At 47.1% G+C, this 16,556-nt stretch carries 9 protein-coding genes, 1 CRISPR repeat array and 1 riboswitch; of the genes, 4 read left to right on the top strand and 5 right to left on the bottom strand.

The window, feature by feature from the left end:
* Positions 1–12: 12 nt before the first annotated feature.
* On the bottom strand, positions 13–762 hold the full coding sequence (locus BN1247_RS03905) for an arylamine N-acetyltransferase family protein (RefSeq protein ID WP_054949225.1): 750 nt from the start codon (positions 760–762) through the stop codon (positions 13–15).
* Between the two features lie 295 nt (positions 763–1,057).
* On the opposite strand from BN1247_RS03905, the gene BN1247_RS03900 reads away from it, so the two are divergent.
* From BN1247_RS03900 to BN1247_RS03885, 3 genes are all read left to right on the top strand, one after another.
* Positions 1,058–1,723, top strand: coding sequence for a helix-turn-helix transcriptional regulator (locus BN1247_RS03900; RefSeq protein WP_054949224.1), 666 nt, complete (start codon positions 1,058–1,060; stop codon positions 1,721–1,723).
* A gap of 651 nt (positions 1,724–2,374) precedes the next feature.
* Positions 2,375–3,247, top strand: coding sequence for a YitT family protein (locus BN1247_RS03890; protein WP_054949222.1), 873 nt, complete (start codon positions 2,375–2,377; stop codon positions 3,245–3,247).
* 316 nt (positions 3,248–3,563) lie between these two features.
* On the top strand, positions 3,564–5,045 hold the full coding sequence (locus BN1247_RS03885; RefSeq protein ID WP_054949221.1) for an IS5 family transposase: 1,482 nt from the start codon (positions 3,564–3,566) through the stop codon (positions 5,043–5,045).
* A 6-nt stretch (positions 5,046–5,051) separates the two neighbouring features.
* Here BN1247_RS03885 and BN1247_RS03880 read toward each other — a convergent pair whose 3' ends face one another.
* From BN1247_RS03880 to speD, 3 genes are all read right to left on the bottom strand, one after another.
* Positions 5,052–5,990: an alpha/beta fold hydrolase gene (locus tag BN1247_RS03880; RefSeq protein WP_054949220.1), complete on the bottom strand. Its 939-nt coding sequence runs from the start codon at positions 5,988–5,990 to the stop codon at positions 5,052–5,054.
* 39 nt (positions 5,991–6,029) lie between these two features.
* Complete coding sequence (locus BN1247_RS03875; RefSeq protein ID WP_231633119.1) at positions 6,030–7,292, bottom strand: esterase/lipase family protein; 1,263 nt, start codon at positions 7,290–7,292, stop codon at positions 6,030–6,032.
* Between the two features lie 293 nt (positions 7,293–7,585).
* A CRISPR array of direct repeats spans positions 7,586–10,889; the repeat unit is 30 nt; unit sequence GTTTCAATTCCTCATAGGTAAGATCCAAAC.
* 332 nt (positions 10,890–11,221) lie between these two features.
* Positions 11,222–11,626 (bottom strand): adenosylmethionine decarboxylase, encoded by a 405-nt coding sequence (gene speD, locus BN1247_RS03870; RefSeq protein WP_054949218.1) that lies wholly within the window; start codon positions 11,624–11,626, stop codon positions 11,222–11,224.
* Between the two features lie 568 nt (positions 11,627–12,194).
* Positions 12,195–12,365, top strand: a riboswitch (M-box (ykoK) riboswitch).
* Positions 12,366–12,727: 362 nt separating this feature from the next.
* Here speD and mgtA point away from each other — a divergent pair.
* Entirely contained in the window at positions 12,728–15,481 is a 2,754-nt protein-coding gene (mgtA, locus tag BN1247_RS03865; RefSeq protein WP_054949217.1) for a magnesium-translocating P-type ATPase, read from the top strand.
* Here the strand turns inward: mgtA and BN1247_RS03860 are convergent, their stop codons facing one another.
* On the bottom strand, positions 15,482–16,516 hold the full coding sequence (locus BN1247_RS03860) for an ornithine cyclodeaminase (protein WP_054949216.1): 1,035 nt from the start codon (positions 16,514–16,516) through the stop codon (positions 15,482–15,484).
* Between the last annotated feature and the right edge of the window lie 40 nt (positions 16,517–16,556).

Raw genomic sequence — 16,556 nt, 5'->3', positions numbered from 1 at the left:
CGGCGATACAGATTACGAAATACCGAAGTAGTCCCTTAATATTTCGCGGCGCTGTTCCGGAGAGGCAATCGTAAGCTTCTTTTTTTCCTCTCCAGCCGTTACCGTTAGCTGATCTCCCGACAAGGTGATCCGGCCATCGTCGGTGGCGATGGAGACGATCGGTCGGTGGGTAAAATGAGATTCCGGAGACGTTTGTTGGTATCGACACATCCCAGTAAATTCATTTAACTCCCGAGGAATCGTCGTAAATTTGAACTCACTGACCCATTGCCCTTCGATGACCTTCTGGAAGAAATATGCTGATTCCCCAAGCGAATCCTTCTGCAAACGATACGTACCGCTGACGTCGTGGACTTCATCTCCCGAGAAAGGTAGCGGCGATCGAACAGAGTCCCCAAAACCGACGTCGACAAGATAATCTTGTCCTAGCCTTACGAGCAATGCCATATGATCAAATTCGGGGCCATATCCGCCCTCCGCGCGCATCACCCGGCCCGAAAGCATAAACACGTCAAAACCGAGTTCCCGTAAAAGCCAATACAACAAACCGTTTAACTCGTAACAAAACCCGCCTCGCTGCTGAACAACCATCTTGTCAAAAAAGGCGTTCACATCCAACTCGATTTCTCTACCCTCCATAATGTAAAGATTTTCAAAGGGTATCGTCAACATGTGTCGTGCTTGCAAAACACCTAAATACTGCCAGTCCAGTCTCGGCTCCTCTGCGACGTTCAACCGCTGTAAATAATCGCTAACGTTCATCATCCTAACCCCTTTCTTTTTGTTACAGTATCTTAATTTGGAAAACTACTTTTTCGGTTCGGGTCTCATCACACGGACCACATCTTGCACTGTATGCACCGCCCAATGCCTGCTACATGCCACGCCCACGCCTCTGTTTGCTACACATAGCCACCACCTTTACAAATAAATTACTTTATAAAGTTTTTGATTTATAAAGCTGATGTTAAGGTCTACCTTTGACTTTGTCAATATATTTATTTATAATATTTACTAATAATTGCGTTTCGCGCTGTCTATGGAAGGAAGTTTTGAAATGCACTCGAACAGAACACGTACGAAAAAGGAATCGTCCAGTAAAACACGGCAAACGATCGTCGATCTCCTCAAGCAACACGGGCCGATGGACGTCGCTACGCTTTCTCAGGAATTATCAATCACCGGCATGGCTGTTCGCCAGCATCTATACTCCCTACAGGGAAAAGGACTGGTCGATTTTGAGGAAGAAGCTCGCCCGATGGGACGTCCAGCTAAGCTATGGCGTCTCACCTCGGAAGCGAACCGACTATTTCCAACCGGCTATTCAGAGCTAACCGTTAGCTTAATCGATGCGATGAAGGAATCCTTCGGGCAATCAGGCCTAGATAAATTATTACACGTCCGCAATAAAAAACTTCACGATCAATATTTAGCGCGCATGTCGGATGCAACTGATCTCAAGGAGAAGCTAAGGCGATTAGCCGCGATTCGCACGGATGAAGGATACATGGCTGAAATTCGCGAACAAGAGGATGGACAATTTTTGCTCGTGGAGAAGCACTGCCCGATCTGTGACGCCGCCGCTGCTTGCACGCAGCTGTGCCAAAACGAATTGTCCCTGTTCCGCTCTCTCTTAGGGGACGACGTTCACATTGAACGAACTGAACACCTTCTGACTGGGGAAAATCGCTGTGTATATAAAGTTGAAGAAAAGAAGTCCTAACCGTTCACGTTAGCGCCATTCTTGAGTATCTAACTTGAATATTCTGAGGATCAGACTCGAATCGCGGAGTTAAAGTAAGTATCAGGCTCGAATATCTGCGAATATAGACTTTGTGAGTATATGAGCATCTAAGGGTATCTTCTTGAATGATGCGACCGAAATTGGACTGCGCCGCACGTGACGTCATCTGTTGTCATAGGCGGCGCAGTTCTTCGTCCTTCATATTTTCTTATTTCGTTAGCCAACTCGTCAATACTTGAATAACTCCGATCGCAATAGCAATCGTAGGGGCCACAACGACAACGGCAATTCATGATACCTTTAAAAAACGCCAGGAAATGAGACAACCTTTTATCGTGATTGGTCGTTTCTGTCTTTTCCTTCTGCTGCTTTTCTCGGTTATTCATCGATTGTAACTCGCGTTTGATCGCTTGTAATTCGTCCGCTTTTAATTCGTCAAGGATTTGTCTTTCCATATCTCTCCAATAAAAGCCCCCTCCTAGATCCCTATTCCTCATCATTATACGGTGTTGTTTACCGCTTGCCAGACCGAAAAAAGCTGTTGTCACTCCCTCTTGTCCCCGTTGAAGGCAATCTATATAATTGTACAGGTGACCACGGAAAAATTGTAATCGTAAAAGGTGATGACGTATGCAACAGCATGTGAAAAATGTATCCATGGTAATACTGGGGTCTTTTATTTTTGCCTTCGGGATCAACTATTTTGCCATTCCGAACCATTTAGCAGAAGGTGGTGTGACGGGAATCACACTGCTTTTAAAATATTTATTTGACTGGTCGCCCGCTTTAACCAACTTGATGCTTAACCTCCCCCTCTTAATCATCGGTTGGCGCGAACTCGGACGAACGCCAATGGTGTATACCGTTATTTCTACGACAGCCACCTCCGTGGCCCTATGGATGACAAACGGCATCGGCGAGCCGATGAAAGACGATATGTTGCTCGCCGCACTGTACGCTGGCGTAATGATCGGTATCGGCATCGGCATTATCTTCCGCTTCAACGGAACGTCTGGCGGTTCCGCCATTATCGCACGGTTAATGGAAAAACACCTTGGATGGAGTGTTGGCCGCTCGTTATTTCTCGTAGACTTAGCCGTCGTTGCCACTTCAGCCTATTTTCTCGGCCGCGACATTGCGATGTACACCATCGTGTCCTTATACGTGGGCGCCCGTGTCATCGATATTGTCCAAGAAGGGGTCTATTCGGCCAAAGCGGCGATCATCGTGTCTTCTGCACCAGCCGAAATCTCCTCCTACCTCATTAAAGAGATGAACCGAGGCGCGACATTGTTAAAAGGACGCGGTGGCTTTACTGGCAACGACAAAGAAGTGCTTTATTGTGTGGTTAACAAAAGCGAGATTTCCCGCTTAAAAAAACTCGTCCACCACGTCGACCCTTACGCTTTTATCGTTGTCAGTGATGTCCAAGAAGTATTAGGCGAAGGATTTACGTTTACAGAACAAGAGCGCGAACTGCTTGCCCGTCCGAGCAACAGTTGACGTTGTGCCGATTGTGCGATTCGATTCACGCTCGACCGCAACAAATCGAGCGTGAATTGAGGGAAGTCGACAAGAGCTGTCTTACAGGCCGTATTGCCAACAGATGTACGTCTATTTTCTGTTAGCTCGTAAAAAACTATACAATTCCTCTAAAAATATATCCGGTTTCTCGATATGGGGCGCATGTCCTGCATCTTCGATCACAATCTCCGAATATGCCCCTCCCGCCTCTTCATACCGCTCTAAAAGCCCGGTGAAAAAGTCGTCATCGAAGTTATAATCGTATAAAATAGAGTGAGTGACAAGATCTTGTGAAATGAGCGTGAGAGCCTTGAAAGCACAAAAATCATCCGCAACCCAACCGCAACTGTTTCAATTCATCGATATGGAAGCACTCATACCCAAAAGTCATATTTTACGACAATTAAATGAAGCGATCGATTTCTCCTGCGTTTACGACTGGGTGGCTCCGTTATATACGGAACGAAGTGGACGACCGGCTGCCGACCCGGAACGCATCGTGCGATTGATCCTACTTTCCTATTTATTTAACCACTCCGAACGCGGCCTGTATGAGATACTTCCTATGCATGCGGGATACTTGTGGTTCTGTGGGCTCGATTTTGAATCAATTCAACATCCTGATCCCTCCCGCCCATCGCTACCGGATCGGACGACGCTTGTCAAGACTCGGAAACTTTGGCGGCAACACGGTATATTTGAAAAGCTTATGGTTCATGTAATCAATCAATGTATTGCAGCAGGATTGGTCAAGCCCGATGTTCACGTTGGCGTCGACGGGACTCAGGTGCGGGCTAACGCTTCGATTCACAGCTTAAAAGAAATGACTTGTACACCCGTAGAGTCCATTGAGGACTATTTGGCGAGAATCGCTCAACAAGACGGTCAAGCTGAACCGTCTTCATCGCCTCATGACACCGACGATGACCCGCCATCGTCTCCCGGTTCAGCCGACAAAGCATCGAGAAAAAAACAGGGACTGCAGGAAGAAGCCACACATGAGAACTTTCACGGAAAGACTTTTTCTAACGCGACACACCGCAGTAAAACAGACCCTGATGCACGGTTGTATAAAAAGGCAAAGGGGCAAGAGGCTCACCTACGGTATTTAATACACAATGTAACAGATGTCACATCGGGCGTCATTTTGTCGACACAAGCCAGCATAGCATCTGGAGTGGCTGAACGTGAAACGAGCATGCAACAACTTGCGGCGATTCGTTTTTGTCATCCGACCATTCGTGTGTGCACCCTTTCAGCCGATAAAGCATACGGTACGCCAGACTACTTGAATGCCCTGTTCGAACAGGGGATGATCCCCTTGGTTTCTTTGCGAAATCTAACATTAGAGGACGTCCCTACATGGAAACGCCAAACGCGAAACCCTAAATTACAACGCAAACGGCTGGCCAAAGTCAAGGCCGTTCAGGTTAAGAATAAAGCGAGACTTATTCAGCTATCTAGTAAGTATCGCCACCTCCAAAAGCTACGCACGCGATGCGAGCATATATTTGCCGAGAGTAAATGTGATCACGGACTCGACCGCGCACGCAGCCGGGGACTAGACTGCATGCAAGAACAAGCGCTATTGACAGCAATGGTTCAGAACCTCAAAAGACTTTGCCGGTTCCGGTTTAAGAAAAAACCAACTCAAACCGGGATTTTGGCATGCCAAAATCCAACTCGCAGGACAATAGGGACAAAGGTTTCCATGTTTTTTTCGTCACTATTATCGTTAATCGCTTCGCTTCACTTACAGGTAAGGCGGTTTAGTTGATTTAAATCACCGGGCTTCTAAAAAATGCCTCATTTGCGAAACCATCGGCTGCGGGGGGAAGTCGTCGTCACCTGGCCACCCCGGTACGTGACCGAGCTTCCCCAAATAGGCAAAATCGAAGAAGGACGTGTCAGAAACGATTAGATCGTCGGATCCGCGTAGCCATAAGACGGGTGGCTTCGGCGCAATTTGCACGAAGCTAGACAAGTTCATATATTTAGGTGAAAGCGCATTGTTTACGCCGTCTGTCCCGGGGATTACGCCTGGCCACTCGTTACACGTTTCAAACGAACCTGGATAAAACCCTTCTCCTACGCGAGTCGACAGCATCGAATCGACAAACGCTTCCTCCTTATCTTCCGTGACGCGAAACGGCGGTTTGAAGTAAAACTGATTCAGCACTTGACGCGGGCTGTTTGCATCCTCTGTGCTTCGATTTTGAGTACGTATACTCTCTACAAATTGCTGGTTGACCGTCCCGCCCCCGGATCCAGCGTTATTCGGATAACAAGGAGTTCCCGAGATATCCTTTGTCCCCCCGAACCCGTATGGAGAAATGGGGTTTACTAAGGTGATAGACATTACATCTTTAGGGTGATCGATGGCATACTGAATCGCTATACCGCCGCCCATAGACCATCCAAGTAAGTGCATCGGCTGATCAATATTTAATGCATCCACAAAAGATTTTAGGTCGTCAGCCCAGTCCCGCAACCCGTGCGTCGCATCGATCGGGAGCGCCTCCGTTTCCCCGTAGCCGCGAAGGTCTGGGGCGAACACATGGTAGTTTTCTACCAATTTTACGGTATCTTCTAAGAAAAGATTTGACGATACGTTTCCGTGGATGAGAATGAGCGGTTCATTCCCTGGTTTCCCGCTAACTAAATAAGAGACGTTGAGCCGCTTTGTCTGGATTGAACGCTTCTCATACGTTTGTAGTGCCATGTGTTGCTCCTCCTTATGAGTATTTTCATAAGTATTATCCTATTGCCTGAGCCACCGATCAATCTGATGTGCTGAAGCCGAAGCCCATCCGAGTTCCAAATGGTTATGCTGGACAGTGACGTTTCCAGCCATATTGCCAATACCTTCACTTGAAGCTGCGCTTTCTATAAAAACGACACCATCACTCGGCCCCATATGTTCATTATGAATCGTCGGAATGTCATTCTGGTCCCCCGAAAGTAAATACGTTTCGATTGACGCTGGGATGCCCGCATCGAGAATTTTTTGTACTAACGATCCTTGCGCAATAGCCGCGTCAATGCCGTTACCTGCTGTGTAGAGACCCCTACCTCCGTAATATGTTGTATACCAATCCTGTTCATAGGTTGGGAGAGGGTATTTCAAGTCCCATCTAGACAACATCTGTTTTTGACCTGGATAAAAGTTACCAGAGCCAGTATTGAATATGGACAATTCTGGGTGTTTATTCCATAATCCGTAACAAACCATTTCCGTATGTGGTGATGGTGCATTCACTTGGCCGCCGCATTCTGGAAAGATACTGAAGTTATGCCACCAACCGTGACGAAAAATGTAATCGAAGCCTTTGTTAGGATTACCGATTAGAACTAGCTTACGGACATCATTCGCGTAAGCGGTACCACTAGGCTTGGTAACAGACGAAACATACATCCGCGCCGCAAAAGCACCCTTGCTCCAACCGATGACATCGACTTTACTCGCTCCGGTTTCGTCCTTAATTATGGTAATGGCATCGCTAATTTGTTGAGCGGAATAGTAATTGTCACCCTGCTTGTGTGGAAAATTAATGGCAAACACTTTGTAACCTTTCCCAACTAGATACTGCATCAAACCGGTATCAGGACATTTTATGGCACCGCATCCGTATGAGCCTAGTTCATTCGGGTTCGCCCACGCCCGGTCGGCATGATCGTTGGCTCCGTGAACGAGAAGCACCGGAACAGGCATCGGGTTCGAATCGTAGTTTGGGCCGTAATACAATAGAAAACGGCTAGAATGAGGTTTCTTCACCCCGCCAAAAAAAGTTAACCGCTGACCATCCTGATCACCCCGACCGTCCGGTGGATAATCTTCCATCGAAAATAGTTGGCGCGTATCTCTCCAACGTTCAACTTTACTCCAACCGTTACTCACGGTAGTAAACGTCTCTTCCAGCTCAAGAGTGCTACTCCCCATTGCGTTGGAGACGGAACCAATCGCAAGAGAAAGGGACAGAAACATAACAATAGTTAGAGCGACAATAGAAGACTTTTTACTCACTTTAACCCATCCCCTCATGACAATTTAAAGACCCATCTACATCCGAAGTCTTGCTCTTACTCAGATGATTCTGCAGAGATGTACCGAATACCTCTAAAGAATACCTTTCTGAAATCTCACTACTACAGCTCGCTTCGAATGAATGCGAGTGATGTTAGCGCTTTCTATAAAAGTTAATGAAAAGATGGTCGCTTGGAAAAGCATAAAAAATAAACGTCACTGGATGCAACCCATCTGGACATAATTGTATATTATTCCGTAAGGTAATTCAAGTTTCCTCCCGAAAATGTCACACTTCAATTCCTCATAGGCAAGATCCAAACTCAAAATGCGCTCGGTAAAAGGTATCACCTGTATTACTGGTTTCAATTCCTCATAGGTAAGATACAAACTCCCGAGCGTGGTACCGAGAAACTGTAGAATACATCGTTTCAATTCCTCATAGGTAAGATCCAAACTTCACTTTTCTATCCTCGTATGGCCTTAGGGACGAGATTTCAATTCCTCATAGGTAAGATCCAAACTTGTTCTTCGTCTTGTTCTTCTTTTGTATTTTCTTCTATTTCAATTCCTCATAGGTAAGATCCAAACTGCGTCGTACGCGAGCACATCTTTGAACGCCCCGTGGGTATTTCAATTCCTCATAGGTAAGATCCAAACTGTTTGTTTCCTGGCGGTCGGATCGTGTTTGTCGAGATATTTCAATTCCTCATAGGTAAGATCCAAACGGCGCTTCGACGTACGGGTACACGCCTGTCTTTCGATTTCAATTCCTCATAGGTAAGATCCAAACTCCCACGAGATGCCAGAATCTTTCAGTGCGGAAATCACATTTCAATTCCTCATAGGTAAGATCCAAACTTGAAAACACTAGACTATTCCTAGCCTGCATAGTAGGTTTCAATTCCTCATAGGTAAGATCCAAACCGGATTGTCTTTGTTTCCACGAATATCCCGTACAAGTTTCAATTCCTCATAGGTAAGATCCAAACCATCACCTTCAATGTGCTATCGTCGGCGATGCGCAGGTTTCAATTCCTCATAGGTAAGATCCAAACTTCTCCTTTTGGTTATTTTTTTCTTGGATTTTTTCGTTTCAATTCCTCATAGGTAAGATCCAAACATTGAAATGAAGACACTAACAAATATCATTGTTCCCGTTTCAATTCCTCATAGGTAAGATCCAAACTTTGTGCTCGCTGCTAAACACCTTTGTCTCGTTCGACGTTTCAATTCCTCATAGGTAAGATCCAAACACGGTCGCGTGCGGCCAATCCACATTCTCGATATCGGGTTTCAATTCCTCATAGGTAAGATCCAAACTGCACGACCGGATGGAAACAACATGTCCCCATATATGTTTCAATTCCTCATAGGTAAGATCCAAACCTCCGCGCCGAACCGTTCTAATACCTGGTTGAACAGTGGTTTCAATTCCTCATAGGTAAGATCCAAACCTGAAAGATTCTGGAATTCAGCGCGACGACGTGGTAGCACCGTTTCAATTCCTCATAGGTAAGATCCAAACCGCCCCCTTTTGGATGTCCCCGTGAACTCCAGCGTCGTTTCAATTCCTCATAGGTAAGATCCAAACTCAATACCTCGTCGCGGTTATCTTTTCTGTACAGCCGGTTTCAATTCCTCATAGGTAAGATCCAAACATATTCGTCTGGTGAGAACAGGCGATGCAGATGACAATGTTTCAATTCCTCATAGGTAAGATCCAAACAGAGCTCGGAAACAAGCTACTCAACGCTGGATTCCGTTTCAATTCCTCATAGGTAAGATCCAAACACGCGGCACTAGCCCGTGAACCCTGCGCGCCACACCGTTTCAATTCCTCATAGGTAAGATCCAAACCATAGCAACGCCTAACCGCCGTCGTATTTCATCCTCAGTGTTTCAATTCCTCATAGGTAAGATCCAAACTTTCTTCGGGTCTTGGACGAGGATGAGACCAGATTTTAGTTTCAATTCCTCATAGGTAAGATCCAAACAAGACTTCGGCTGGATGGAAAAGCTTGTGCGGGAGTTTCAATTCCTCATAGGTAAGATCCAAACGAAAATCGAAGATGTTATCGAATACCGACCAGATTAGAGTTTCAATTCCTCATAGGTAAGATCCAAACCGGCCATTCCAGCGCCTGAAAAGGTGTCCGAGTGGTGGTTTCAATTCCTCATAGGTAAGATCCAAACGCTTACGTGCCAGAGCGGGGAAATCCCACTCACAGGTTTCAATTCCTCATAGGTAAGATCCAAACCTCCAAATCGGAGTACGGGTTGATCACAAAACGGGAGTTTCAATTCCTCATAGGTAAGATCCAAACACTCCCGCTCGCGCTCAATTCTCGCTTAGCCGCGACGTTTCAATTCCTCATAGGTAAGATCCAAACGACCACCGCAACGATCTCTTTCACTCTGTCACTATACTGTTTCAATTCCTCATAGGTAAGATCCAAACGAAAATCGAAATAGGGCTGGATTATGACGATCTTGGTTTCAATTCCTCATAGGTAAGATCCAAACTTCCAGGTTCAAGGGGACGAGCTGCCGCATTCGGAGTTTCAATTCCTCATAGGTAAGATCCAAACTGGTGAGTACATCAAGGTAATTCGCGAGGTGCCAGCAGGGTTTCAATTCCTCATAGGTAAGATCCAAACCGGCGCCAGCCTCCGATGATGCCGATCGTCATTCCTTTGTTTCAATTCCTCATAGGTAAGATCCAAACTCTACGCGCTAGCGCCGTTAGTTACCGGCATTAGCGTGTTTCAATTCCTCATAGGTAAGATCCAAACGGGCGCGCGGAGGAACGAGTGTGGGATGGCTGGGATGTTTCAATTCCTCATAGGTAAGATCCAAACGAAGCACTATTATATGCCTCACCTGACATGACTTTGTTTCAATTCCTCATAGGTAAGATCCAAACCGAGTTTGTTACGTTTGGCGAGTTGGCAGAGATTTAGTTTCAATTCCTCATAGGTAAGATCCAAACTCGTTGACCAACGGTACATTCAGAAATACATCACTGATGTTTCAATTCCTCATAGGTAAGATCCAAACAGCTGATCGGGAGAGGATCGAAGACGCCCTAAGCGTTTGTTTCAATTCCTCATAGGTAAGATCCAAACTGTCATAGGTGGTTCGGAGATAATCGACGAACCCCGGTTTCAATTCCTCATAGGTAAGATCCAAACGATACAAGTAGAAGCATCGAAAGGAGACGGTCATGGGTTTCAATTCCTCATAGGTAAGATCCAAACCCTGTTCATTCCACGATGAACACCCCAATATTCTTTCAGTTTCAATTCCTCATAGGTAAGATCCAAACCGGCCTCCCGGAGCAGGTTGACCATGTCCCGGACACGTTTCAATTCCTCATAGGTAAGATCCAAACACCTGTACATTCCGGCTGATACATGGGCGCTACGCGAGTTTCAATTCCTCATAGGTAAGATCCAAACTTGTCAGATGAACAAGTACAAGTAATGATCGATTTTAGTTTCAATTCCTCATAGGTAAGATCCAAACTCGCGGAGCGGTGTATCGCGGCTCAACCCGTATGAGCCTGTTTCAATTCCTCATAGGTAAGATCCAAACCCAAAAAAACGCTTATAGCTACTTACTCCCATCATATAACCCAAACAAGCACGAGGCAATCGTCTAATCCCAGTCGCAGTTCCCCATAATCCCACTATTCCTCTTATTCTCTCCCCTAACCTCGCAATACCTCCATTTTTCAATTTGTCGTCCATCCCCTAGGGTAACAACGCTACAAGGGGTCGACGACAAAAAGTGTCGGCTAAACCTTTGCCGTTCGTGAATATCCTAAACTGCACGACGAGCCGTGTACTGATCATTTCTTCCCAATTTTTCACTATCCCTCCGTCGCGACATATACCCGATCATTATCAAAACAATACCAATATCACTCACCATTCATCCACAGCCGCTACGAGACAATGGGGTAATTCGACGCGAATTTCTCCCATTCCGCGGATCATCTTTTTCAAATGAAATGTCTCCGGCTGCAACACAGATAACAAATAACGGATCGCAATTTCCGGATCGACGGTATCGCCGCAAGTGTAGCAGTCTAACGCGGCAAACCCTTTTTCGGGATACGTATGAATTGAAAGGTGGCTCTCAGACAACAACAGCAAGACAGTAACTCCTTGCGGCGCAAATTGCTTCCCTTGAATAGATAATACGGTTGCCCCGCACATTTCCGCTGCTTCAACGAGGCGGTTTTGCAAGTAATCACAGTTATTGATGCGTTCGAAGGCGACTCCCCATAAATCAGCGGCAACGTGCCGGCCAAAAGTAGAATAGGTCATTTGGCTTCCTCCCTCTCCTTATTTTGGTCAATCAATAAATAGTCCCGCTGCGACTAGCAGAGAGACGAAGGGAGTGGGGACATCGCACGTTTGTTCCGAAAGTATTCCCGCTCAATAAAAAACGGCTCTTAATCGGACCCGATTCACGATTCATCAGTACTCGTGTAATAAAAAGGAAAAACTACTCGAAAGGATGAATGCCATCGGAGGTTGTTACGCGCGTAATACCTCTCCCGATTAGCTTGTTAAATTGTGGGTTTTGAGGTAAGTGACTACTGCTACTGTCCACGGCGTATCATTCCCCCTTTGTTCCATTCATGTGGCGTATCGAAGTTAGACAGAAGTTAGACAAAAAAATCATACTTCCCGCGGTGCGAAATGTCAACCTCTGTTACAGTATTCGCGTGCAAATCCGTTTGCGCATCCCAATTTGTATATGTGTCGACTTTATGTATATGCCCTTCTAGCGGCTTAGCAATTTATTAAACTTTTTATTATCATATCGTGTTAAAACTACCTATTTTTGACAAAGTGGCCTTTTCGATTTATAATTAAAATGTAAGCGAATATATGTCCTCGTTAGGTGAGGCTCCTATACAAACATAGGCCACTGCCCGGAAATATCGAAAGATGCCAATGGGTAGAACAGGAGTTGCCGGAATAAGGCTTCTCTCAATGTGGCTAAGAGCATATGCTCTTTACGTTGTATAGTGCCAAAACTCGACTAGGGGGAACGGAACGTGCACGTCGTGCACAACATTAACCCTCTAGGTCACCTAAAGGGTTTTTCTTATTTCAAACAACAAATAAAGGGAGGGAGCACATCCTAATGCACTGTAAGCAAAGCTGGCTGCTCTATTGTCATGAGCAAAACTCTGTACAGAGGGAAAACCTGCTCCCTGAGCACTTCGCGCAAATCTGTTTAACCTGATCTCCAAAATTGCGCGTGCATTAAATACGGGTTGCGGGTGCTTTCATTAGTGATTCAATGACTCACTACGCGCTCTCTCTGCTACAGGGGGAGCTTTTTCTTCAATGCGTCATCGACCGCGTGAAGACAACCGCCGTTTTGGATGAAAAAAAGTGTGAGGAGGAGCCACAATGAGAAAACCCGCGAACGACAGAGAAAAGTTGACGCAAAAAATCGCCGAACAGCTTATTCAAGCATCTCTTTCCTCTGAAGAAGCCCTGTTAAAAGACTTGGACACAAACCGGCAAGGTCTCACAGAAACTGAAGCGAAAAAACGATTAGAACGGCATGGAAAAAATGAAATTGTCCATGAAAAGCTGCCGTCCTGGTATATGCAATTGCTCGCATGCTTTAAAAACCCTTTTATCCTCATTTTACTTTCACTTGCAACATTCGCCTATATAATCGACAACGACCTCGAGGCAGTCATCATCATTGCGACGATGGTAACTATTAGCGTCCTGATCACATTTACGCAAGAGTTCCGTTCAATGCGTACGGCAGAAAAGCTTAAAGCAATGGTCAAAACGACGTCAACAGTGATACGACGCTCTGAAGATCCGCAGCAGGCTAGGCAACAGAAAGATGGCCAACAGTTGCCAAATCTACTAGTGGAGCAAAAAGAAATTGACATGGAACTGCTAGTGCCGGGAGACATGATCCACCTGTCGGCAGGCGACATGGTTCCAGCCGACGTTAGGCTAATCGCATCGAAAGACGTGCATGTCGGAGAAGCCGCCCTAACGGGAGAAGCTATGCCCGTCGAAAAAATGGACATCATGCCTAGTTCTCCTAAACATGGCCATACCGCGACACAAACTCAAACACAAACACAAACACAAGCACAAGCGCAGGCGCAAGCATCGTCACAAAAGCAAACAACGCCGCCCAACGCGCTCGAACTGAGCAATATGTGCTACATGGGCACCAATATTGTGAGCGGTTCGGCGACGGCCGTCGTTGTTGCGACAGGCACCGACACATATTTCGGCGCCATGGCTAGCACGCTATTGGAAAAACCACCATTGACGAGTTTTGACAAAGGCATCCGGAGCGTCACTTTCGTCCTCATTCGCTTCATGGCGATCATGGTGCCGATCATTTTTTTCGTCAATGGATTTACAAAAGGCGATTGGCTACAAGCTCTTTTGTTCGGTTTATCCGTAGCGGTCGGCTTGACGCCAGAAATGTTGCCGATGATTGTTGCGAGCAACTTAGCTAAAGGTGCAGCGACATTGGCGCGCAATAAAGTCGTCGTTAAACAGCTCAACGCCATTCAAAACCTTGGGGCGATGGACATATTGTGTTCGGACAAAACGGGCACATTGACCCAAGACAAAATCATTCTAGCCAAGCATCTCGACCTACAAGGGCAGAAAGATTTACAGGTGCTCGAATACGCGTACTTGAATAGTTTCCACCAGACCGGACTAAAAAACTTGCTCGATGTCGCCGTGCTACAATATGCCGAAGATGCCGACATTAGGAATAAATACACTAAAATCGACGAGATTCCGTTCGATTTCAATCGCCGCCGTATGTCTGTCGTACTCGAGCGTCAAGACGGCGAACACCTCCTCATCTGTAAGGGCGCGATGGAAGAAGTCCTTCGGATCAGTACGCACGCATACAAAGACGGTCAGATCGTTCCCCTCACAGCGACAATCACTAAACGCGTGCAGCAGCTTGCCGACAACATGAATGCGGACGGCTTACGCGTGCTTGCCGTTGCCGTCAAACAACCCGGCGCCCGAAAAGGCACTTACGGTTTGCAAGATGAAAAGGACCTTACCCTCGTCGGCTATCTCGCTTTCCTCGATCCACCTAAAGAAACAGCCAAAACGGCCATCAAGGCGCTGCAAGAACATAGCGTCGACGTTAAAGTCATCACCGGGGACAACGAAGCCGTAACCCGCAAAGTTTGTAAAGACGTCGGCATTCACATCGAACACCTGCTGCTCGGGAACGATGTCGACGCCATGTCGGAGGAGCAGCTGGCGGTTGCCGCTGAGAAAACGACCGTGTTCGCGAAAGTAAACCCGTTGCAAAAGGCGAGAATCGTCCGCGCGCTAAAAAACAACGGGCATACGGTAGGGTTCATAGGTGACGGCATTAATGACGCGATCTCTTTAAAAGAAGCAGACGTCGGTATTTCTGTCGACACCGCTGTCGACATCGCCAAAGATTCGGCCGACATCATTTTGCTTGAAAAAAGTTTGCTCGTCCTAGAGCAAGGAGTCGTCGAGGGACGGAAGACGTTCGGCAATATGATTAAGTACATTAAAATGACCGTCAGCTCCAACTTCGGTAACATGTTCAGCGTACTTGTCGCCAGTGCATTCATCCCGTTTTTACCGATGCTACCCATTCAGCTACTCATTCAAAACTTGTTGTACGACATCTCGCAACTCGCTGTGCCTTGGGACACGATGGACGAAGAGTTTTTACGCAAACCACAACAATGGGACGCCAAATCCGTCGGTCGATTTACGCTATTTATCGGTCCGATCAGCTCCATTTTTGATATGACGACGTTTGCGTTAATGTGGTACGTTTTCGCCGCCAATACGGTCGAATCCCAAGCATTGTTCCACTCTGGTTGGTTCGTCTTAGGGTTACTATCGCAAACACTCATCGTACACATGATTCGCACCGAGAAAATTCCGTTTGTGCAAAGCAAAGCAAGCACGCCTGTCATGGTCTTAACAGGCTTGATCATGGCACTAGGGACCGCCTTACCTTTCACTGGGGTCGGAGCGAGCATTGGCCTACAACCACTGCCACTCGCATATTTCCCTTGGCTCGTCGCGACGTTGTTAGCCTACTCTGTCGTGACACAGGCCGTTAAAAAGTGGTATATCTATCGCTTCAACGAGTGGTTGTAGTTATATAAATGCCGGTTGTTCCCACAACGGTAGCATCGTTCCAATGCCGCGACGCTTGGCGTTGTCGTACACCCTTTTCGCTACGATTAGGTCGTCCAACGCCATGCCGACCGCATTAAAGTAAATGAACGCATCGTCCCGCGATCGGCCACACTTGTTACCCGTGACGATTTCCCCTAATTCGGCGTCAATGCGGTCGTCGGTAAACAGCCCCTCGCGGTGCATAAGCGCTAGCGTTTGTGCACCGCGATGCTTGATGCCGTCCCAATGGTCGACGACAATCTGGTCTGCCCGCTCTACGACCGCATAGTCGGCTTCATAGCCGCCGACGTGCGAATAAAAACATCCCTCCCCAATCCACTCTCCTCGCACGACCGGCTTTGTCGCTGTCGTCGCGGTGACGATGACATCTGCGCCACTCACCGCAGCTTCACCGGTCGCAACGAGGACGACGTTGACGGCTAACAAGTCGCTTACTTCTTCAGCAAACTTTTCTGCGCGCTCCCACGATAAATCGTACACGCGTACCGCCCGTAGCTGTGGCAAAGCAACCTTCAAGGCCATTAGTTGCGTACGGTTTTGCGTCCCCGCTCCGATGATTCCGACCCGCGTCGCATCGGAACGAGCCAAATATTTTGCTGCCACACCCGTCATTCCCCCCGTCCGCATCGCACTAATCACGGTGCCGTCCATAACGGCGAGCGGCAACATCGTCTCCGGATCGTTCAACACAATAAGCGCCGAGGCGCGCGGCAATCCGTACGTCACCGGATTGCGTGGCGCACTCCCGACCCACTTCGTCCCGGCGATGTTCACTCTCCCGCCAACGTAACCGGGCATCGCATTAATGCGCCCCCGCCCCCCTTCGCTATCCAAGTCGCCCCAACGCAACACCACTTTCGGAGGCAAAATATAATCCCCTTCATAGTGAAGTGCTAAGACTGTTTCCACATCACCCATCACGTCACACATCGATTGACCGCCACAGCGGATGACGTCGCGTTGCGACAAATATAAAAAGTCGTAAGTAGACACATTGCTTTCCCCCTTCAATAGTTGCCTCGTTTATCTCATT

It is taken from the genome of Numidum massiliense, from assembly GCF_001375555.1.
Lineage (GTDB): Bacteria > Bacillota > Bacilli > Thermoactinomycetales > Novibacillaceae > Numidum > Numidum massiliense.
This window is presented reverse-complemented; position numbering and strand designations above follow the sequence as displayed.